The organism is Klebsiella sp. 141161, assembly GCF_050600815.1.
In the GTDB taxonomy this organism is placed as follows: domain Bacteria; phylum Pseudomonadota; class Gammaproteobacteria; order Enterobacterales; family Enterobacteriaceae; genus Klebsiella; species Klebsiella aerogenes.
The window spans coordinates 127460-148119 of the sequence record NZ_JAQIRN010000006.1 but is presented as its reverse complement, the minus strand read 5'-3'; the positions used below and the strand labels follow the sequence as shown (position 1 = coordinate 148119).

The following is a 20660-nucleotide window of genomic DNA, read 5'->3' as shown; positions in this document are numbered from 1 at the left end:
CCTATTCATATTGCAGATCGAAATACATCACCGCCGTCGCATTTCCGGAGGTCACGGTTGGCCGGGTAGATTTGTAGCGAATATAAAACGATAAGGTGTTGCGGCCCGTTTTCAGCGGATAGACCACCGAACTGGTGTTATTGATGCTGACGGCATCCTGATCCTCATCAAGGATCTCCACGCCAACGCCGCCTGCCAGCATTTTTTCGCTACCCATCCCGGTGTCGCTCAGCGCCAGCAGCGCCGGATTGTCGCTGTCGGCAGTGCCGGTAAACCAGATTTTGCTGCCGGTAATGCCGCGCGAGCAGTTCTTCAGGTTGATGTTGAACGGTTTAAACTTCGTCGTCGTACCGGTGGAGGGAAAATCTGCCACCGAGAACTGACCTAAATCGATACTCTGGCTAAGGCTGGAAATTTCGACATCGCAGGTTTGCGCGACAATCGTGCCGGTAAATTCCAGGTTGTAACCGCTATCGTCGGCGTAGCAGCCGTTACCGCACAGCAGGATAAGTAAGATGAAGTACTGAAACAGGCGCATTAATCGAAATCCACCCGTAAGTTAGCCAACGCGGTAAAAGCGCCTTCCGCCGGCGTCTGGCCGGTGGTGCTGACCGGATACGCTTGCAGGGAAAGGGTCGCCTGTCCGTTTTGATCGGTAGTAAAAGGCTCGACGCTGCTGGCGTCATTGGGCGTTAATACCGTGCCATCGCTGCTTTCGACCACCACGCCAACATCAGGATTATCGGTGGCGATAGACTGGCTTAAGTGACTATCGGCGGTGGCTATCAGCCGCAGGCTCAGGTTAACCTGTGAATCCACCCCACTGCACTTCACCGGCACGGTGAATCTTTTATTGCGGACGCCGGTTGGTTTTTCTCCGGCGCGATTGAAACCGCCGCTGTACAGCGAGCCAAAATCAACGAGGATAGTTTGCCCGGCATTAATCTCGCAGCTTTGCGGCACGGTCACGCTGCCGCTGTAGACAATGCTGTATACCACGGTACTCAGCGGATCGTTCCCGGTGGTGGTGACATAGACGTTAAACATGGTCTTCGGCTCGATATTTACCGTGCCAATAAATGGCTTCACAACCTTAAGTTGAAAAACCAGATTTGAATCATGTACCGGAAACGGTGAGCCATTGTTAACGTTGGCATCATAGCCCATATAGACATAATCCATTGGAGGATAAAACACCCCGGCCGCCGAGTCTTCGATGCGCATCGCCCCTTCAAGATAGGTGCCATCCAGCTGCATATATTTCCAGTCGCCGTTGGTTTCCACTATCGATGAAGAAGCGACATACGAACGATACGTCCGCCCGGAATCCGAAGAACCGGCGGGACAAATCGCCTGTACGTTTACATCCTGGTTTTTGCTGAGCTGCGTGGTCGAACCGGCCTGATTTTGCGCCGCCGTCAGCGTCGTCGTCAGGTCATAATCGACCGTCGCAGGCGAGCCATTGGTATTCTGGCAAACGGCCGCCAGACCACCGCGTGCCAGCAACAGCCCCATTAACAGAAAAAGAAAAGAGACAAGCTTCATTTAGCGACATTCCAGATGCTGACGCGCCAGCGGTTGGCTCACGTCAGGGAGATGATAATGGGTGAGGCATTGTTGGCCTGGCCGTGGCCCCCACTGCGCTTTCAGCGTGCCCTGCGGGCTAAGACCGGAGAGATATACTTCGCCGTCGTCGCCAACGATGCCTTCTTCAGCCACGCCTGCAATAGAGACCGTGGCGCCGAACGGTAGCGGTTTTCCGTCATGGTTTAGCGTCAACAGCGCGCGCTCGCCGACCCGTGCGGTAAAGTTCGCCAGCACCATTGCTCCTTGGGTGGGAACCACATTGATCACCGCATCATCAATATCGACATCTTCTTTTAGCGAATTGACGTCCAACGCCATGCGGTTCTGGCGGTAAGTAGTGGCGTACGGCACCACCGCGTAGCCGCGGCCATCGGTGTGGATCCCCGGCTGATCTTCAATATTGACGTCGCCAGCCCCCGGCACGGCGATAAGGACATTGGTATCGCCCAACGGCTGGCTGAGGGTGAGACCATGGGCATGCGCGACCATGCCGCCGCTGAGGCCATAGTTCAGTTGCCGATAATCGCCATGGTTGCTGTTGTTGTAGCCGACATTCAGGTTGCCCTTTGCCCCGTCGTATTCGAGGCTGGCGGAGCCGCTCGCACCAACCCCCTGATTCTGATAGCCCTGCTGCACGCTGTAGCTCAGGTTGTTTTGATCCAACAACGTGCCGCTGATACCGCTATTCTGCGTCACGCCGCCGTGCCCGTCGCTACTGGTGGAGAACGTCGCATAAACGTTATGACGCCGTTGGGTAATGTCGTCGCCGTGGCTAAGCCACTGGCTGAGCGGTAGTGAGATATTGAGCGCCAGCGTCCGATCGCGTTCCTCCTCGCCGGGGGCGCGGCTGCTGCTATATGACAGGCTCCACGAGACCCCGGCCAGCGTGTCGCTGTAGCCAATTTGCAGTAATTTATTGGTTTCATCGGTGTGCCAATAGCTCTGTTGGCTACCGGTGACGTACAGTGAGCCAAAATGACCGAACTGCTGAGAGAGGTTGATCTGTACCTTGCCGCGTTTGGTGTAATACAGGTTGTAGTCATCGCCGACATCGCGATCGCTGTCATCCTCCTGCTGGCCGCTATTGCCGGACATCTGCTTCCACGCGGTATCATCGAGCGTATAAAAACCAGAGGTCGAGTAGCGATAGCCCAACAGTTGAAAATGGGTGCCCAGGTCGTTTAACGATTTAGCATATAAAAAGCGCAGCGATTGCCCCTGGTGTTCGCTGTCATCCGCCAGCGTACTGTAGGCTTGCGTAAGATCGACGGAAATCGCCCCCCAGTCACCGAAGTTAGCTCCAGTTCCCAGCGCCAGCGCGCGGTAATCGGAGGAAAACTGCGTTCCGCCGTACAGCGTAAAGCCGTGCGGCAACCCCCACATCAGGGTCGCCTGGCCGAAACTCATCTCCCGCTTCTGGCTGCTATCGCCGCGATAGCTCGCCGCGGTGGCGGCATATTTCACCCGCCCCTCGCGTTGCAGAACCGGTACGGCGGCATAGGGCACGCTATAGCTGGAGACGCTGCCGTCGGACTCTTTGATCTCAACGTTGAGATCGCCGCTGGAGGAGGTCGGATAGAGGTCGTCAATGGTGAAGGCGCCAGGCGATACATAGCGCTGGTCGATGGTGTAGCCGTTCTGGCGAATCGTCACCTGGGCATTGCTTTTGGCGATGCCGTGGATAGTCGGCGCGAAGCCTTTCATGCTGTCCGGTAGCATATTGTCATCAGACGCCAACTGGAGCCCACGAAACGGCAGGCTATCGAAAACGCCAGAAGGGGTATAACTATCGCCCGCCGTCAATTCGCCTTTTAGCGCCGCCACATCACGCTCCACATAGGTACTGATGTGCTGCCAGTCGCTTTTATGTTGCTGATTATCGCTGTTGTAGTTCCATGTCGAGTAATCACGCAAACGCCAGGCGCCGAGATTTAATCCGCTATTGAGGCCGAGGAAGTCGTTGTCGCTATTGGTGCCGCCAGCGCTACGGTCCCGGCTATTCGCGCCGGTAAACGTATAGTTGAGCAACAATGCATTAATACCTTCATCCCAGTTTTGTGGCGGAATATAGCCTCGAGCCTGGTTGTTCAGCGCCGCCTGCGGAATGCTGATATTTAGCCGCTGCTGACTAAAGTCAAAAGCGGTAGAGGCTGCCGGGATAGCCGCCGCAAGATCGACGCAGTCGCCGGCACTGGCCTTCGCCAACGGTGGAAAGGCGCTTAGATTCACGTTCATGCCGTTGAGCATTTCAGGCGTTACGCAGGCGCGCAGACCTGAGCCATCGGCGGCCTGGTTGTTGGCCCGAAAAGCGATATCGCGCGTCGTCAATAATGCGCCATTAAGGTAGACATCGACCCGATAAACCCCCGGCGCCTGACCGTTACCCTCAAAATGCGAAAGGTCAGCGATTTTCGACGGATCGTCAGATAAAAAGGCAGGGTTAAAATAGTTTTCGGCCCAGCCGCGCGGCAGCATAAACGCATTTGCCGAGATTAGAGCCAGGCTGATAAGCGCAGGCAGTCTACCCACCGTCAACTGGCGAGCGGTGACATCGAGTTTCAACACAATCTTACTGGCTCAGACAGGTTTGCTGCGGCGTAGTGGCGCCGAAATCGTTAATCGACTGGAAAGTCACCTGTCCTGCCCCGCCGTGCAAGGTTATCTCGCTTTTCGGCGGCACCATCGCATTGGCCAATTTCTGCCCGCCAACATGAATATCAACCAGCGAAACATAATACGGTGAAGGATTGGCGATGCTCAGACGCTCGCTGGCACGCTGACAGCGTAACATCGCCGGCGCGTCTACCGAGGCAATGGGCAAATGTTTAGGGCGAATAAACAGTTTAATAACGCTTTGCGTGGCGATTTGCAGCGAATTCGCCGCCAACTTGCTTTTATTAACCGAGGGAATGGCTTTGCTGTTGAGATAAAACACGCTTTCGCGATCTTCCGGCAACGAAGGGCCAACGTACATAATACGCAGCAGGTTTTCTTTTCCCGGCTGAATGACGAACAGCGGCGGCGTCACGACAAAATCGGCGCTTCTGCCGCCATCGGCGTTCGACACCCACGACTGAATTAAAAATACATTATTGCTGGAAGAGTTAATTACCGGCAGAGAGACCTGCTTATCACCCTGCGGATAAATAACCCGGGTCGAGCCCAGCGCGATACCGCCAGCATGAGCCAACTGAGTCATTCCCAGCGCCGCCAGCAGCAATAACGAAAATAAAATCGGGGTAATTCGCGTACTCATTCTTTTGATAACCAGGGAGGAGATGAAATGCATCCCTCCGCTGCCAGCAACGGAGGAGATGCGGATACCAATCAGGAATAGACCATGCTGAAGGTCGCGGTCGCCGCAACGTTACCTGCAGTGGCCGCGCCGGTAGCGACATAATCCACGCTCAGCGGTACGGTGTTTTCGCCATCAATCAGGGTGATGGTGCCGGAGGTATCGCCGATATTCAGAACCTGTCCATCCGGGCCGTATAACTGCAGCGCAACGTTAGTCGCCGCACCCGCGCCAGCGGTATTCGCCAGCGAACCCGCGAGCGTACTGTCCTGCTGACCATTAAAAATAACCGCCGCGTTCTGGCTGACCGTGGTGTCGCAGTCCTCCAGTTTGATTGAGAAATCTTCTTTCTGATTGGCAACCATTCCAGATGCCGTCAGTTTGCTGGTGCGAACCTGGCTCAGGATTACGGTCTGATCGATAGAGTCAGCAGAAACGGAGCATGCAGCATTCACAACCTGCCCCGTAAAATTCACCGTACCGCCGGAAACCGTCGAAGTATCCGCATTAGCTGCGCAGGTCATACCGCCCGCCGCCATGGCGGTTATTGCCATCGCTAAAAGATGTTTTTTCATAAATAACCTTTTAAATACACAAGTCGAAAATAGAATTAATAACGAATTTTAGTACCGAGCCCTCTTCACAGAGATCTCTTGCTGGTACCGGGCGCAAAAAACGTTAAAAGTTGTAGCGTACAGAAATACTATATTCAATGAATAGCAAGCCCTGCACTGATTTATAAGCGCTAATGGGAAGTAAATTTCTGCCGTTATTTAATTATTATAAATTGGCCAGGGAGTTGCAATCTACAATGGCTGTTTTTATAGGACTCATCTTAACTACATGTTTTTGCAGCAAATAATTTATTTACTTTGTTATTTAAAGCGGCAATTAGTAAGCCAACGGTAGTTTCTTAACCCCTAACAAACGCCCACCATCTATATTGATATAACCGCCCTTCCTCAATTCAGAAAGTAACTTCATGGTACGGCTTCGTGATATTCCGGTTCGTCGTTGAATAAAATTCAGGACATTAATGCTCTGGCGATATTCGTCGCTATAGGCGGCAATTTCGATTAATAACGCACGAACCTTGAGATAAGAGTCAACGCCAACCAGTTCCCGATCGCGAACGTTCATCACCATCAGACGATAGGCGAGAAAACGAGCCACATCGTGCCAAAGATTGCATTCGTCCGTCACCTTAATAAAATCCGCTAGCGAAACCGCGCGACCACAGCATTCTGTTTCCGCAATCAAAAAATGTTCCGGGCGAGTGGGAACATCGTAAGTCAGACCGTAGCTATCAATCAGTCCTGCGATTGACGGGGCAAAAACCGACAACACATTCAGCCCTCTGTCGCTGCGGCAAATTGAGAAGATACCGGACTCCAGCAACACAATGCGGCTACTTTGTTTCGTATACAGCGAAAACTCTTCACCCGGTTGCACGACGAAAGGTTTGCCGAAGGGCAAGAGTGCAGAAAATAAAGCATCAATCGCCGCATGAGGTTTAGCCTGCTGGGAGAAAATATATGAGTGCAAGGCATTCTCATTATCATTTTCGAAACCATTTAATTTCATTATATCTTCATTAAAAATCCATAATCATATGAGAAATAAAGATATACGCACATTAGTTAGCCTGCAATTAATAATAAATAAATACTAAATATAGAATAAATGTATAATGAAAGCACAAATAATCAATCATTAATCAAATAAGATAATCCTCAAACAAATAACCAACAAAGATCTCAAAATATTATTAAGCATTTTTAACATTACACACTATAACAAATGAAATTATTTCTTATGATATAACAAGAAAGAGAAAAGGCGGCGATCCAGAATAGTACCTCCACTGAATCACCGCCTTTACGCTACATGAAATAAAGATCAATTAACTAAAATATCGCGGGGCCGCGTAGTACTCCGCCATTTTCTCCGCCAGCCAACCGCCATCTTCACCGTTGGAATGAATAGTGGTGATACTGACCGTCGAACCGCCGCCCCACAGCACGGCAAAAACGTTATAGTCCGGCAGATTTAGCGCCTGCATCTGGCTCCAATCGTATCCCTCATCCTGGCGCAGAAAATCCCCCACCGTCGCAACACCATACGTCGTGCTGTTCACCGCGGTATTTAACAGCGCCGGGGTAATGGCATTGATATCGCTGCCAATCCGCGAGTCCCCCATGAAGAACGTACCGCCGGATGCAAAATGCGCCGCAGCGATTTTACTGGTCCCTTCCGCAACCGTCGGCATATGGCCGCCGGGTATCTGCCACAGCATCGCCGGTTTTTGCAACGCTCTGGCGGCCTCCTTCACCATGCCCAGATAGTTAAACCAGCAGCTGGCGTTCCAGCCGTAGTGGGCCAGGGCATCCGGGCTGAAGCAGTCGCGTTCGAATTTATCAAATGCGATAAAGTCTGGCGCATAATCGCCGCTGTATACGCCCAATTCATTAATGAATTCAGCAATCGCCGCCCCTTGTTCACGCGGTGCGGCGTTGGCGCGCAGCAGCCAATCTGCCGTGCCCGTCGCCCAAACGTTGGTCTGCCAGCCAAAAGCGATATCAGGCGCGAACTGGCGAACGATATAGTTAATCGCCTGTACGTAGCCATACAAATCGTTGCTGAAGGTCGGCAGCGCCGGCGCGCTGAAACCTGGAATCGCAGGGAGCGCATTGATCGCCGCCGCCAGTTGTACATTCACCTGCACGCTATTGGCTTTACGCAACGCGGTATAGCCATAAGGCTCCTGCTGCATAGCGCCCAGGAAGTCCGGATTCAGGACGAAGGTTGCCGGAACCGGATGCTGGTCATCTTTCCAGGATTGTGCCGCCAGACACTGGGTAATGAAGTTACCAAAGTGGTTGCGTAAACGCTGCTCATCCTGCAGATCCGATACCGCGCTGCCGCCGCTGGCATTGGCGGTATAGACCACCATCACCGGCATCACCGCGCGACCCGCTTCGGCTTCTATCTCGCGAACCAGCGGCACGGTTTTGTGGATCGGTAGCGAAGCATAATCCAGGAAACCATCGCCATTGCTGTCCACTTCCGCCGCCGGAATCGGATCGCCGCCGCCATCAAAACCATCGTATTTAAACAGCGCGCTGCAAGGCACATTGCGATACAGATCGGTCGTCTCTGCCGCATTCACCGTCACGCCGCCGTGCGCCAGATAATTCGGCCAGCCTTTTACCTGCAGCGGAACGCCCTGGATAAACTCAAGCGCGACGTTATTGACGCTTTGTAGTAAACGCAATGGCGCGCTGACGTCGCAACGCCAAGGCGTACCGGCGATATATACATCCGCTACCTGTACGCTATATTCCCCGGCAGATAAACGCAGCGGTAGTTTCTGCTGACGAGTATCGCTTTCCAGCACGAAACTATACTGATAGCCGCCGCAGCAGAAACGATAGCGCTGCGCGGCCGTCCCCTGTGGTAAGCCTAATACCGTTACCGCGACCTCAACAAAGGCGTCGCTCGCAACGGGCGTTTTTTGTAATGCTACGTTCACCTGCATCGTCATGCCGACCTTCGGCACAATGGTTGCAGGCTGCGCTGCGGTCGTGAGCAACTGGTTGTTCATGGTCGTCGGCTGCAGGCAGATAGCATATTGATGATTCGCCAGGAGCTGGGTAACGCGCTGCGGTTGATTCGCCATCAGCGTCAGTGTTCTTTCGCACACGCCCGCCTCCGACCATAGCTCAACAACGACTTCCGCGCCTTCCAGTTCATCGTCCGCCAGCAGCAACTCGATCGCGGCAAAGGTCACCGCTGGCTGATAAGCAATCTGACAACGCTCAACGGCGTTACCTGAAGCAAGTTCCAGCGTATAGCTTTCTGTCACGGGCGAAATTCTCATCTCGTCGTTACACAGTTCCAGTACCGTAATACCGTAGCTTCCGGCGCTCAGATCGCCGATGGTTAGCGTCGCGCCCCATTCCCCGGCGAAGCGCTGCTGACGGCCATCAGAGTACCGCAGCTCAATTTCCGGCTTCAGCAAGGTGCTCTGCGCCTGCGCCGGGAATTGAACAATAATTTGTCCCTGGCGTCCCGGGTCATGCGCCAGCGTCGCCGTCAGGTCACTCAGCACGACGGGCGTTTGTGTGGCCGAAAGATAAAACTCCAGTACCGCCGATTTGCCAGCAGCCAACAGATACTCGCCGTCGTTATTGATGGTGATGGTATTTTTTTCTGTCGGCCAGCCACCGTCGCTGGCCAGCGTTACCGCCTGGTTACCCAGCATGGTACCGCTAAATGGGCTGTACGGATCGGGATGCGCTGTCGCGGTGAAGCCTAATTTCAGCTGATTAATATCGACAGACTGCGAATACTGATTCGTCAACGTCAGGGCCATGCGTTGATACCAGCTGGACGCGTTCACCTCTCCGGAAACCAGGGTCAGTCCTGTACCGGTAATCGCGTCGGCGGCGGGCGTTTCAGGTTCTGGTTCACCCTCATCAGCTGAATCATCCGCAGGCGCTTCAGGTACTGGTTCAACCTTATCAGCTGAATCATCGGCGGGCGTTTCAGGTTCTGGTTCAACCTCATCAGCTGAATCATCGGCGGGCGCTTCAGGGACTGGTTCAAGCTCATCAGCGGCGTCATCGCTATCGGAAGCCGCCAGAGTCAGAGCGAAGGTAGATAATTTTACCGGTACCTGGGTGGCTGCCAGGCTAAAGAATAGAGTACCGCTTTCCCCAGCCGGCAGTAGCAGCTCGCTGCTGTTGTTTATAATGATTTCATTGAATTCCAGGGTTCCCTGGGCGGTGTCACGCAACGTTAATGAACGATCCCCTTTCAGCGTGCCTCCCGTATTCCCCCACGGATCCGGATGTCCGGAGGCAGTAAAGCTAATCGCCGCCTGGTTCAGATCAACAGTTCGATTACTTTCGTTTGTGAAGGTTAACGTGACTTTCTGGTACCAACTATTCACATCAATCTGGCTATTTTTAATTACAACGGTCATCAACTCGATTCCTCATTCCCTGGTGGAAAAAAGCCCCGGTAAACCGGGGCTTTGCTATAGAGCCCAATACGCCATTAAAAGAGAGATGTATTAGTAGGCGCCTAAGTCAGTCCATGTGCCGCTCTGACCGCAGTTCAGGTCAGGCTGTTCGCCCTGGGACCACCATTTCACCTGGTAGTTGTGACCATTCCAGCTAACAATTTCGAAGGTACCCCAGCTTGCGCCGTATACGGTGTTAGCATCCCACAGCGCATATGGCGCATCATGGTCAGCCGCCTCATCGGAAGAGGAGTCATCTTCAGCCGGTTTGGTATCCTCGTCGGGAACCGGAATCACGTCGGTTTCATCTTCTTCATCAGCCGGTGTTGGTTCAACCTGGGCAGCAGCCGGAACCGCAGTCAGTACAAAACGCTGTTGAGTTGAAGGTTCGTTGTAGCAGTCACGTACGAAAAGAGTGAACTGGAACGCCGTCTTCGCACTTACCTCAGGCACGACGAACTCAATCACTTCCGCCGTTTTATCCGCGACGTTAATTTCAGACGGTACGCCCCAGCTAAAGGTCAACTCGTCTTTATCTTCATCGGAAGAACCGGCGCCGGACAGCTGAACGGTAGAACCGCCCACTACCAGCAGCTCAATAGCCGCTTTCGGCGCATGGTTGACGTCCGTTTTCTTATCGTCTTCAGCAGATTCATCTTTTTCAACGTTGATGCCGTCGAAGTAGAACGGATCCATATCGATAGTTTCTGACTCAATTTCATAACCCAGCCCTTCACGCGCCGCATTGACCAACACGCCGTTGTCCTGGTCGATAGTCCAGGTGAACATGCCGCCCAGACCCAGCTTCGCCGCGTATTCGCCTTTGGCTTTCACGGTGCGCGGCGTATCCAGCGACATAAACAGTTTGGATTCTGGGTTGTAGAGATAGTCAGCGTCAGCAACCTGATCGGTATAAACGTTGAAGCCGTTACGGCCCTTCTGGTTTTCCAGATCCAGGTAGTTGTAGATCACGTCATACCATTCATTAGTGCCGGACTCGAAAGTACCCGTGGTATCCCCGTTACCCGGGTTATAGGTACCTTTCAGCGGAGACAGCGACTCCAGCTCAACGTTACGGCCGTTACGGGTATAGCCGGCATAACCAATGTTGATATTTTCGGCCGGGAAACCTTCAGACAGCAGATGTTCCACAATAGTGTTTACACCCCAGCCGCCCTCTTCCAGCGCCTTTAGGTTAGTGTGATGAGCAACGGTTTCCGCCCACGGGGTGCCGAAGAAGTCATAGGTCATCAGGTTGATGCCGTACAGGCCAGCTTTAATCAGCGCTTTGACGTTGGAATAATCGAAAGTCTTCACCACCGCGGAGCTGGCAATGGAGATTTTCACGTTGCTCAGGTTGGCGGAATCCAGCTGCTTACGCAGTTCGCCAATCAGCAGGGCGTAGTTTTCGCCATCTTCCGGGCCGCAAGGGTTGCCCGCGCCTTCGGCATTCGGGTATTCCCAGTCGATATCCACTTCGCTGAACATCGGGAACTGTTTGAACAGCTTCACCACGCCTTTAGCGAAGGTTTTACGTGCGGAATCAGATGCCGCGGTTTCATGGAAGCCGTTACTCATGGTCCAGCCGCCGATGCTCATGGACAGCACCAGGTTGTGGCCCTGCTGTTTGGCTTTCGCCTGCAGGTCACGCAGGCCACCGAGCAGGCCTTTGGTGTTCTCCTGGGTTACGGTTTTCGGATCGACATCCCAGCCGCTGACGCTGTGACCAACGTTAATGTAGGACTGGAAGTCGCCCCACGGATCCAGGAAGGTTGGTTCATATTTGACTTTGCCGCACTTCTCAGCGCCTTCGGCCACCACGTCGCGATACTGGCCATCAATTTTATGGAAACCAGTCACGCCAACGAAGCCGACAATAATTTTATCGTAAGCGGTCGGTGAGATATTGGTCAGGTCATAGCCGCGACCGCGGTTATCTTTAGAGTCATCCCCTTCCAGACGACCATCATACTGAGACCAGTCGGTATAATAGCCAAATACCTTCGGCTTCGTGGTTGCTGCTTTATATTTGTTATAGACCGGCTTTGCGACACGCGCTGAAGTATAGCTATAGTTGCTCACTTCAGTTGCTGGATTAAAACCATCAGCGGCGTTGCTGGTTTCGGTAAGAGTATCGCCTTTAATCAGTTTGCTGGTAGCCATTTTAAATTTCCTTTTAAGTTTAAAAATTATCGCAGTTCGTTCTGCGAGACCAATAATCCATGACTCATGAAAAATTGGCTAATCACAAAGCATCAGCAATTAATCAACGCCAAATAATTATTTCACTGAGACCTCAATGAGGAACATCAGCACGACATCATCGGGTCAGAGAGGCCATCAAACCTACCTGAAGGATAAAAAACAAACAGCATATTAAATATAATTTAGATAGTAATTAATTGTCATTTAACTTACATGAGATTATGTGACAGAGGTCTCCCCAACAAACAACACTACAATAAAACCGATGACAAAAAATGGATTAAGCCATTTCTTGTGCAATATATTCATCGACGACAATCAGGATGTGCAAATCTAAAGGAAGACGTTATGAAAACTTATCTCATCAATAACAACTGCATCTACAACGAACAGAAATATGAACTAAGAACGAGCTCAAATTCGCAAGTTATTCGAATGACGGCAATGCGTTCTAAATGTCTTAGTTTCATTATTGAAAACGCTCATCTGGAGATTATCGAACGGCAGAAAATCACCAATGAGTTATGGGGTAGCAGAAGTCATTTTGTGAATGATGCCAATCTAACGCAGATACTGTATTTAATCAGACGAGATCTCAAAGCACTCGGTATAAACGATCTTTTCATTACCATCCCGCGCCAGGGGCTGCAGGTCAACAAAGACATTACCATTGAAAAAGTCGAGCCCAGGAAACCAAAAGTCAGAAAGCAGTTTTTCCGTAAAACGCTGGCGGCGCTAACCACCGTCTTTTCCGTCACGCTGGGTACAATGATGTACATGCACATTCATTAATTCAGGGAGAATAAAATGAATCCAATTATTGATGGAATCCTCGGACTGGAAGGCGGCTATAGCGCCAATCCTAAGGATAAAGGCGGCGAGACTAACTGGGGCATCACAGAAGCAACGGCGCGAGCGCACGGTTACCAGGGAAAGATGAGCGAACTTTCTCACAATGAGGCCTATGCGATTCTGGAGACCGATTACTGGATCAAACCCGGCTTTGAGCAGGTATCGCAACTCTCCTGGTCAGTAGCATTTGAGCTGTGCGACGCGGCAGTGAATATTGGTCCTCACCACCCCTGTATGTGGCTACAGCGCTGGCTTAACGTGATGAATCGCGAGCAGCAATACTACCCGGATATAAAAACAGATGGCAACATTGGCCCGCGAACCCTGAATGCGCTGAATTGCTATTTAACGCGACGAGGTAAAGAAGGAGAACAGGTGTTAGTCAAAGCGCTAAACTGCAGCCAGGGGGCTTATTACCTGGAGATCAGCGAGAATCATCGACAAAATGAAGAGTTCATTTACGGCTGGCTTAAAAACCGGGTGACATAGTTGAGGCGCACTAATCTGTAATAAAAGACTCAAGGATGAGCCTTTTATTACGTAGTAATACTACTTGAGCTTAGTACCGCCAAGCGTATTTTTTACTTTCTCACCCAGTATTTTTAAAATTGGACCGGCAAAAACACCGCCTAACCCTGCGGCTAACAGCACCATATTAAAGCTAAATCCTTTTTCGATAGCGATAGCGCTAAGGAGAAAACTGGTAAAACAAGATATCACCACCTGGGTCAGGCAGTTCATAATTCCCTGATGTGCTTCGCCACTGTCCTCCTTATTTTTACGGAGAAGGAAACTGACGAATCCCCCCCAGGCGCCGATAGAAATAATGGTCAGAAGTATCTCTACTTCCAGTAATACAACTTCCGTTGTTTCTAAATGATTAGGTATAGACATAATCGCTCCTGCATAACTAAAGTAAAAAAAGATTCATCAGGAGTGTAAGTGGCGTAACTGGGGAAAGGTAATCAAAGAATATCAAGACTAACCACATCATATTAATGACGGTAAGATGATGGAACTTACCGTCTGAATGATGACAGCGTATGTAACATGGAAACTGTTTCATTTATCGCTGATATATTTCTACTATTTTTGTTCCATGAAGCATAAACCTGCACGGACTTAAACATCAATTCAGGTGGTGGTTGGATAAAATTTATATCGTATTTACGCTGATTTTTATAAAATAGCGCCAGCTTTAAAGGCAATAATGCAATCAACGCGGTTCTTTCTACCATGCCAACCAGTCCGGTGATAGAATCGCTGCAATAGCCCATGGTACGTGAACCGTCATAATAAACATCATCTTTAAATAATCCGTTATCAGTGATGATGGAAGGAGAAGAAATGCCGGGTTGATACATGGCATGGCGGGAAGAGTAGAACTGATGTAAAGAAAGCTGCGACAGTTCGCTGAACAAATGACCCTTGGCACAAATACAGACGAAATTTCTGAAGCTATCAATCATTTGATTATCGAGCCCAGGTTCAACCAACGGCTCAGAACCAATCGATAAATCGCATTGTGCCGTCAGTAGAAGCTCTTTAGCTTTATCGCGGCTAATATTGCGGGATGAAAAATGATTGATCACGCCCTGTTCAAAAAGCGCGCTGCCGTACAGTTGGGAAAGGTAATAACTTTCGATGAAGTCGCTACCAAGGATCGTAATCCGGGTATCATCATCCTTGTTTTCTGTCAGAAAGGTATTATCGACAAGCAACATGGCCTGGCGAAAACTATGGTGGATCTCGAGTGCTTTCGCTGTTGGCAGTAAACCATCTTTACTTCTGACAAACAGCTCCTGATGATAGAAGTTTTGTAGTCGTCTTAATGCCAGAGAGACCGCGGCAGGAGTAATGGCCAATTTTTTCGCCGCCTTCGCGGCATTACCTGCCGAAATGACAGCGTCAAGAACCTTGATTAAATTATAATCAAAGCCCTTATTGGCACCTTTCGATCCCATCCACTGTCAGCCTCTTTTATCGAAAAAAGCAATATAGATAATACTCAAAATAAATCAAACCCGGACATGCTAAACAAAGTATAGCGTCTCTATTCAAGGCTGAGGCTAGGGCAGAAAAAAGCCTGAACAGGATGTTCAGGCTTGTGCTAATAACGTAATTTAACGCAATTAACGCGTTAAATCATCGAAGAATTTTTTTACGCCATCGAAGAAGCTTTTGGAACGCGGGCTGTTTTTCTCACCCGTCGGACCACCGAAAGTTTCCTGCAGCTCTTTCAACAATTGCTTCTGCTTATCGTTAAGACCCACCGGCGTTTCCACCACCACGCGACACAGCAGATCGCCCTGAGCGCCGCCGCGTACGGACTTCACGCCCTTGCCGCGCATGCGGAACAGTTTGCCGGTTTGCGTTTCGCCAGGCACTTTCAGGTTAACGCGGCCATCCAGCGTCGGTACTTCAATCTCGCCGCCAAGCGCAGCCATGGTGAAGTTGATCGGTACTTCGCAGTACAGATTATTCCCTTCACGCTCGAAGATCGCGTGCTGTTTGACCTGAACCTGAACGTACAGATCGCCCGCCGGAGCGCCATGCTCGCCGGCTTCACCTTCGCCAGCCAGACGAATGCGATCGCCGGTATCGACGCCAGCCGGGATTTTCACCGACAGTGTTTTGGTTTTTTCAACGCGACCGTGACCGTGACACTTGTTGCATGGATCTTTGATAAGCGTACCGCGCCCCTGACAGTGCGGACAGGTTTGCTGAACGGCAAAGAATCCCTGACGCATCTGGACCTGACCGGAACCATGACAGGTCGGACAGGTCTGCGGCTGAGTGCCGGATTTGGCGCCGCTGCCGTGGCAAACATCGCACTCTTCCAGCGTCGGGATGCGGATTTCTTTAGTGACGCCACGGACCGCTTCTTCCAGCGTTAATTCCATGTTGTAACGTAAATCTGCGCCGCGCGCCGCGCGTTGACGGCCACGACCGCCGCCGAAGATATCGCCGAACACGTCGCCAAAGATATCGCTGAAATCCGCGCCGCCGCCGAAGCCGCCGCCGAAACCGCCGCCGCCCATGCCGCCTTGTTCAAACGCGGCGTGGCCGTACTGATCGTAGGCTGCACGTTTCTGGGCATCAGTCAGGACTTCATACGCTTCTTTGATTTCTTTAAATTTGGCTTCGGCCTCTTTGTCACCCTGGTTACGGTCCGGGTGATACTTCATGGCCAGGCGCTTATACGCCTTTTTGATTTCACGCTCTTCCGCTGTTTTGGAAACGCCCAAAATCTCGTAATAATCTTGCTTTGCCATTGGTGTTTTTCAGCCCCTTAACATGCGTGCACGGGCGGAGAGGAAACCTCTTCGCCCGTGCCAGTGTTTTACCCGTTCAAAGGGCGATTATTTTTTGTCTTTCACTTCTTCGAACTCAGCGTCGACAACATCGTCGTCCTTCGCGCTGTTCTCTTGAGCGTCAGCGCCGCCAGCCTGCTGCTGAGCGTGCTGCTGCTGAGCGATTTCCATCAGCTTCTGGGAAGCCTGGGCCAGCGCCTGCATCTTCGCTTCGATGTCCGCTTTGTCTTCACCTTTCAGGGAAGCTTCCAGTGCGGTCAGCGCAGACTCGATTGCAGTTTTGTCATCAGCCGGCAGTTTGTCGCCTGCTTCTTCAACCTGCTTACGAGTGCTGTGCAGCAGATGGTCGCCCTGGTTACGGGTCTGAACCAGCTCTTCGAACTTACGGTCAGATTCAGCGTTAGCTTCCGCTTCGCGAACCATTTTCTGAATTTCTTCTTCATTCAGACCGGAAGAAGCCTTGATGGTGATCTTCTGCTCTTTACCGCTGTTTTTATCTTTCGCGGAAACGTGCAGGATACCGTCAGCATCGATATCGAAGGTTACTTCGATCTGCGGCATACCGCGCGGCGCTGGGTTAATACCATCCAGGTTGAACTGACCCAGAGATTTGTTATCAGAAGCGCGTTTACGCTCACCCTGCAGCACATGGATGGTTACCGCGGACTGGTTGTCTTCCGCAGTAGAGAACACCTGGCTGTGCTTGGTCGGGATCGTGGTGTTTTTGCTGATAAGCGCGGTCATCACGCCGCCCATGGTTTCAATACCCAGCGACAGCGGGGTAACGTCCAGCAGCAGAACGTCTTTAACTTCACCAGTCAGTACACCACCCTGAACCGCTGCGCCGATAGCCACAGCTTCATCCGGGTTAACGTCTTTACGCGGTTCTTTACCAAAGAACTCAGCAACTTTCTTCTGCACCATCGGCATACGAGTCTGACCACCAACGAGGATCACGTCGTTGATATCGGAAACGGACAGACCGGCATCCTGCAGGGCAACTTTCAGCGGCTCGATGGAACGGTTAACCAGATCTTCAACCAGGCTTTCCAGTTTCGCGCGAGTCACTTTAATGTTCATGTGTTTCGGACCGGTCGCGTCTGCGGTGATATACGGCAGGTTAACGTCGGTCTGCTGAGCGGAAGACAGCTCAATTTTCGCTTTTTCTGCGGCTTCTTTCAGACGCTGCATCGCCAGCGGGTCGTTGCGCAGGTCAATGCCCTGCTCTTTCTTAAACTCGTCAACGAGGTAGTTGATCAGACGAGTATCGAAGTCTTCACCACCCAGGTGTGTATCACCGTTGGTTGCCAGAACTTCGAAGGTTTTTTCGCCGTCAACTTCGTCGATTTCGATAATAGAGATATCGAAGGTACCGCCACCGAGGTCGTATACCGCGATAGTACGGTTGCCGACTTCTTTATCCAGACCGTAAGCCAGCGCAGCGGCAGTCGGTTCGTTGATGATACGTTTGACTTCCAGACCCGCGATACGGCCGGCATCTTTGGTTGCCTGACGCTGAGCATCGTTGAAGTACGCAGGTACGGTGATAACAGCTTCAGTTACCGGCTCACCCAGGTAATCTTCAGCGGTTTTCTTCATTTTCTTCAGCACTTCAGCAGAAATCTGCGGCGGTGCGGTTTTGGTGCCTTTCACATCAAGCCACGCGTCGCCATTATCTGCGGCAACGATTTTGTACGGCATGATGGAAACGTCACGCTGAACTTCTTCATCCTGGAAGCGGCGACCAATCAGGCGTTTAATCGCAAACAGGGTGTTTTGCGGGTTTGTCACTGCCTGACGTTTAGCCGGCTGACCAACCAGAGTTTCACCATCCTGGGTATAGGCAATAATAGAAGGCGTGGTGCGATCGCCTTCGGCGTTCTCCAGCACGCGAGCGGTAGTGCCATCCATAATCGCTACACAAGAGTTGGTAGTACCCAGGTCGATACCAATAATTTTACCCATCTAAACGTCTCCACTAAAAATTCGATCAACATGTGGTTGTGAACCTGTAATAAGGGCGAAACGTGCGGTTTCAACTGCCCTGACATCATTTTTTTTCAGGTTCTTCACTGCGGTTGACTACAAGATGGGGTCGCCCTGGTTTTCATCAAGGGGCAAGCCAAAAAAAATTTTTATGGCAAAACACAGACGCGAGAGTAAACAACACGCCAGCCGGGCAAAATAGTCGCCATAACTCATACAAAACATAAATAGTAAATAAGAACATATTCATCGGATATCGCACATGTTCGGCGAAGAGTTCGCGATTATCGCGGCGTAAGGTAAATTGCTGAAAAATACCCCGCCAGATCATAGACAGTAACCACGCGCCTCATTATTATGCCGCGCCCCACCGCAAGCGGCGGGGTAATGCTTCCCTTTCTAATCATTATTTTGAGGAATTATGGGCAACACTAAGTTGGCTAATCCGGCACCGCTGGGCCTTATGGGCTTTGGCATGACCACTATTCTGCTTAACCTGGCGAATAGCGGCCTTTTCGCATTCGATGTAGCTATCCTGGCGATGGGCATTTTTTACGGCGGCATTGCGCAAATTTTTGCCGGCCTGCTCGAGTATAAAAAAGGCAACACCTTTGGTTTAACCGCTTTTACGTCCTACGGCTCCTTCTGGCTGACGTTGGTCGCGATCCTCCTGATGCCGAAAATGGGTCTGGCTGATGCGCCGAACCCGCATTTCCTGGGCATGTATCTTGGCCTGTGGGGTATCTTTACGTTGTTCATGTTCTTCGGCACGCTGAAAGCCGCGCGCATGCTGCAGTTCGTCTTCCTGAGCCTCACGGTGCTGTTCGCGCTGCTGGCGATTGGCCACCTGGTCGATAACGAAGGCATTGTTAAAATTGCCGGCTGGATTGGCCTGGTATGCGGCGCGAGCGCTATTTACCTGGCGATGGGCGAAGTGTTGAACGAGCAGTTCGGGCGCACCGTTCTGCCGATTGGCGAACCACGCTAATGGCCTGCCGCCGCCCGCAAACCGGGCGGCGGCGTTAAATTTAACGCTGCAGTTCTCCTTGCGGTAAAACCGCCTGCGTCGTCAACCCCTGACGCAGCCAGATACCTAAACCCAGCCCCATCAGAGACAGCGCCAGTACGTACCAGGCCGGCGCCATCGGCGAGACCCCCATCAACATGGTGACGGCAATCGGCGTCAGGCCGCCGAAAATGGCGTATGACAGATTGTAGGAAAACGAGATGCCGGTGAAACGCACTTCCGCCGGGAAGGCTCGCACCATTACGTAAGGTACCGCCCCCACCACGCCGACGCACAATCCAACCGTGCCATACAGCAGGAACAGCCGCTGCGGGCTGGCGCCGGAAAGGTGGTAAAAGGCCCAACTGGCGGCCGCCAACAGCAGACTACCGACAATAAAAGTGCGGCTGGCGCCGAATCGGTCTGCCGCCAGACCGGCGAGTAAACAGCCGATACACAGCATAATCGTGGCGATGCTATTGGCCTGCAGGGTAATCGCCGGCGCAAAGCCATAATGTTTTTGCAGCCAGACCGGCGACATCAGGATCACTACCACCACGCCGGCGGAAAGCAGCCAGGTGAGCAACATCGAAACGATGACGGCCTTCTGGTGCTTAAGCGCCACCGCCTTCACCGGCAACTCCTGCGCCAGCGCTTTGCGCTGTTGCATCTCAAGAAATATCGGCGTCTCCTGTAGCCAACGACGCAGGTACATCGCCACCAGGCCAAAAACGCCGCCCAGCAGGAAAGGAATACGCCAGCCGCCGTCGTGGATACCCTGCGGCGTCATGCTGGTGTTGATAAGCGTCGCCACCACCGAACCTAATAGGATCCCAACGGTCAACCCCGCGGTCAGGGTGCCGCAGGCGATACCGATGCGTTTTTCCGGGACATGTTCGGCTACAAAGACCCAGGCGCCCGGCACTTCGCCGCCAATCGCCGCCCCTTGTAAAATACGCATGAGCAGTAATAGCAGCGGCGCAACGATGCCCATCGAGGCATAAGTCGGCAGCAGACCGATCGCCAGCGTCGGCAGCGCCATGAGCAGAATGCTAAGCGTAAACATTTTCTTGCGACCGACCAGGTCGCCAAAATGGGCCATGATAATGCCGCCAAGAGGACGCGCCAGATAACCCGCGGCGAAAATACCGAAGGTCTGTACCTGACGTAGCCATTCCGGAATATCGGCGGGGAAGAACAGTTCGCCGACGACGGCGGCGAAGAAGACAAAGATAATGAAGTCATAAAACTCCAGCGCCCCGCCGAGGGCGGCCAGCGTCAGAGTTTTATAATCCTGTCGATTCAGTGCTCGGGTGTGTTGTGACATAACTGGCGCTTCGTCCGCAGTAATATTACGCAATGTGTAAAGTAAAAAACACTATACCGTAA

Annotated in this window: 16 protein-coding genes; 3 read left to right on the top strand and 13 right to left on the bottom strand. The window is 51.9% G+C overall.

All coding sequences use genetic code 11. The features are described 5' to 3' along the window. Position 1: 1 nt before the first annotated feature. The 8 genes from PGR79_RS16755 to PGR79_RS16720 form a co-directional block, all read right to left on the bottom strand. The gene (locus PGR79_RS16755; RefSeq protein ID WP_113374567.1) at positions 2–538 is read right to left on the bottom strand and encodes a fimbrial protein BcfE; all 537 of its coding nucleotides are present in this window, start codon (positions 536–538) and stop codon (positions 2–4) included. Further along, positions 538–1545, bottom strand: coding sequence for a fimbrial protein BcfD (locus PGR79_RS16750; RefSeq protein ID WP_430922084.1), 1008 nt, complete (start codon positions 1543–1545; stop codon positions 538–540). Before PGR79_RS16750 ends, PGR79_RS16755 begins: the two co-directional genes overlap by 1 nt. Next, the gene (locus PGR79_RS16745; protein WP_430922163.1) at positions 1546–4149 is read right to left on the bottom strand and encodes a fimbrial biogenesis usher protein; all 2604 of its coding nucleotides are present in this window, start codon (positions 4147–4149) and stop codon (positions 1546–1548) included. It abuts the gene before it with no gap. 7 nt (positions 4150–4156) lie between these two features. Beyond that, entirely contained in the window at positions 4157–4843 is a 687-nt protein-coding gene (locus PGR79_RS16740) for a fimbria/pilus periplasmic chaperone (RefSeq protein ID WP_430922082.1), read from the bottom strand. 71 nt (positions 4844–4914) lie between these two features. Further along, on the bottom strand, positions 4915–5457 hold the full coding sequence (locus tag PGR79_RS16735; RefSeq protein ID WP_087858189.1) for a fimbrial protein BcfA: 543 nt from the start codon (positions 5455–5457) through the stop codon (positions 4915–4917). Positions 5458–5773: 316 nt separating this feature from the next. Beyond that, the gene (locus tag PGR79_RS16730; protein ID WP_087858190.1) at positions 5774–6466 is read right to left on the bottom strand and encodes a winged helix-turn-helix transcriptional regulator; all 693 of its coding nucleotides are present in this window, start codon (positions 6464–6466) and stop codon (positions 5774–5776) included. A gap of 319 nt (positions 6467–6785) precedes the next feature. Next, on the bottom strand, positions 6786–9869 hold the full coding sequence (locus PGR79_RS16725; RefSeq protein WP_430922080.1) for a chitinase: 3084 nt from the start codon (positions 9867–9869) through the stop codon (positions 6786–6788). A 90-nt stretch (positions 9870–9959) separates the two neighbouring features. Continuing rightward, positions 9960–12071, bottom strand: coding sequence for a glycosyl hydrolase family 18 protein (locus PGR79_RS16720; RefSeq protein WP_113374564.1), 2112 nt, complete (start codon positions 12069–12071; stop codon positions 9960–9962). A gap of 390 nt (positions 12072–12461) precedes the next feature. Here PGR79_RS16720 and PGR79_RS16715 point away from each other — a divergent pair, with 390 nt between their 5' ends. Together PGR79_RS16715 and PGR79_RS16710 are read left to right on the top strand one after the other, a co-directional pair. Next, positions 12462–12905 (top strand): winged helix-turn-helix domain-containing protein, encoded by a 444-nt coding sequence (locus tag PGR79_RS16715; RefSeq protein ID WP_087858193.1) that lies wholly within the window; start codon positions 12462–12464, stop codon positions 12903–12905. Between the two features lie 15 nt (positions 12906–12920). Continuing rightward, on the top strand, positions 12921–13454 hold the full coding sequence (locus PGR79_RS16710) for a glycoside hydrolase family 108 protein (protein WP_087858194.1): 534 nt from the start codon (positions 12921–12923) through the stop codon (positions 13452–13454). 60 nt (positions 13455–13514) lie between these two features. Here the strand turns inward: PGR79_RS16710 and PGR79_RS16705 are convergent, their stop codons facing one another. The 4 genes from PGR79_RS16705 to dnaK all read right to left on the bottom strand — a co-directional run bounded on the left by PGR79_RS16705 (position 13515) and on the right by dnaK (position 18244). Beyond that, positions 13515–13859, bottom strand: a complete 345-nt coding sequence (locus PGR79_RS16705) for a phage holin family protein (RefSeq protein ID WP_087858195.1) — start codon at positions 13857–13859, stop codon at positions 13515–13517. Between the two features lie 125 nt (positions 13860–13984). After that, complete coding sequence (locus PGR79_RS16700) at positions 13985–14929, bottom strand: LysR family transcriptional regulator (protein ID WP_087858196.1); 945 nt, start codon at positions 14927–14929, stop codon at positions 13985–13987. 168 nt (positions 14930–15097) lie between these two features. Beyond that, complete coding sequence (gene dnaJ / locus PGR79_RS16695; protein WP_020079653.1) at positions 15098–16240, bottom strand: molecular chaperone DnaJ; 1143 nt, start codon at positions 16238–16240, stop codon at positions 15098–15100. A gap of 87 nt (positions 16241–16327) precedes the next feature. After that, positions 16328–18244, bottom strand: coding sequence for a molecular chaperone DnaK (gene dnaK / locus PGR79_RS16690; RefSeq protein WP_045395850.1), 1917 nt, complete (start codon positions 18242–18244; stop codon positions 16328–16330). A gap of 442 nt (positions 18245–18686) precedes the next feature. Between dnaK and satP the strand changes: the two genes are divergently transcribed. Then, complete coding sequence (gene satP / locus PGR79_RS16685) at positions 18687–19253, top strand: acetate uptake transporter (protein ID WP_045395854.1); 567 nt, start codon at positions 18687–18689, stop codon at positions 19251–19253. Between the two features lie 40 nt (positions 19254–19293). On the opposite strand, the gene PGR79_RS16680 is transcribed toward satP, so the two are convergent. Beyond that, on the bottom strand, positions 19294–20598 hold the full coding sequence (locus PGR79_RS16680; RefSeq protein WP_087858197.1) for an MFS transporter: 1305 nt from the start codon (positions 20596–20598) through the stop codon (positions 19294–19296). Positions 20599–20660: the final 62 nt, after the last annotated feature.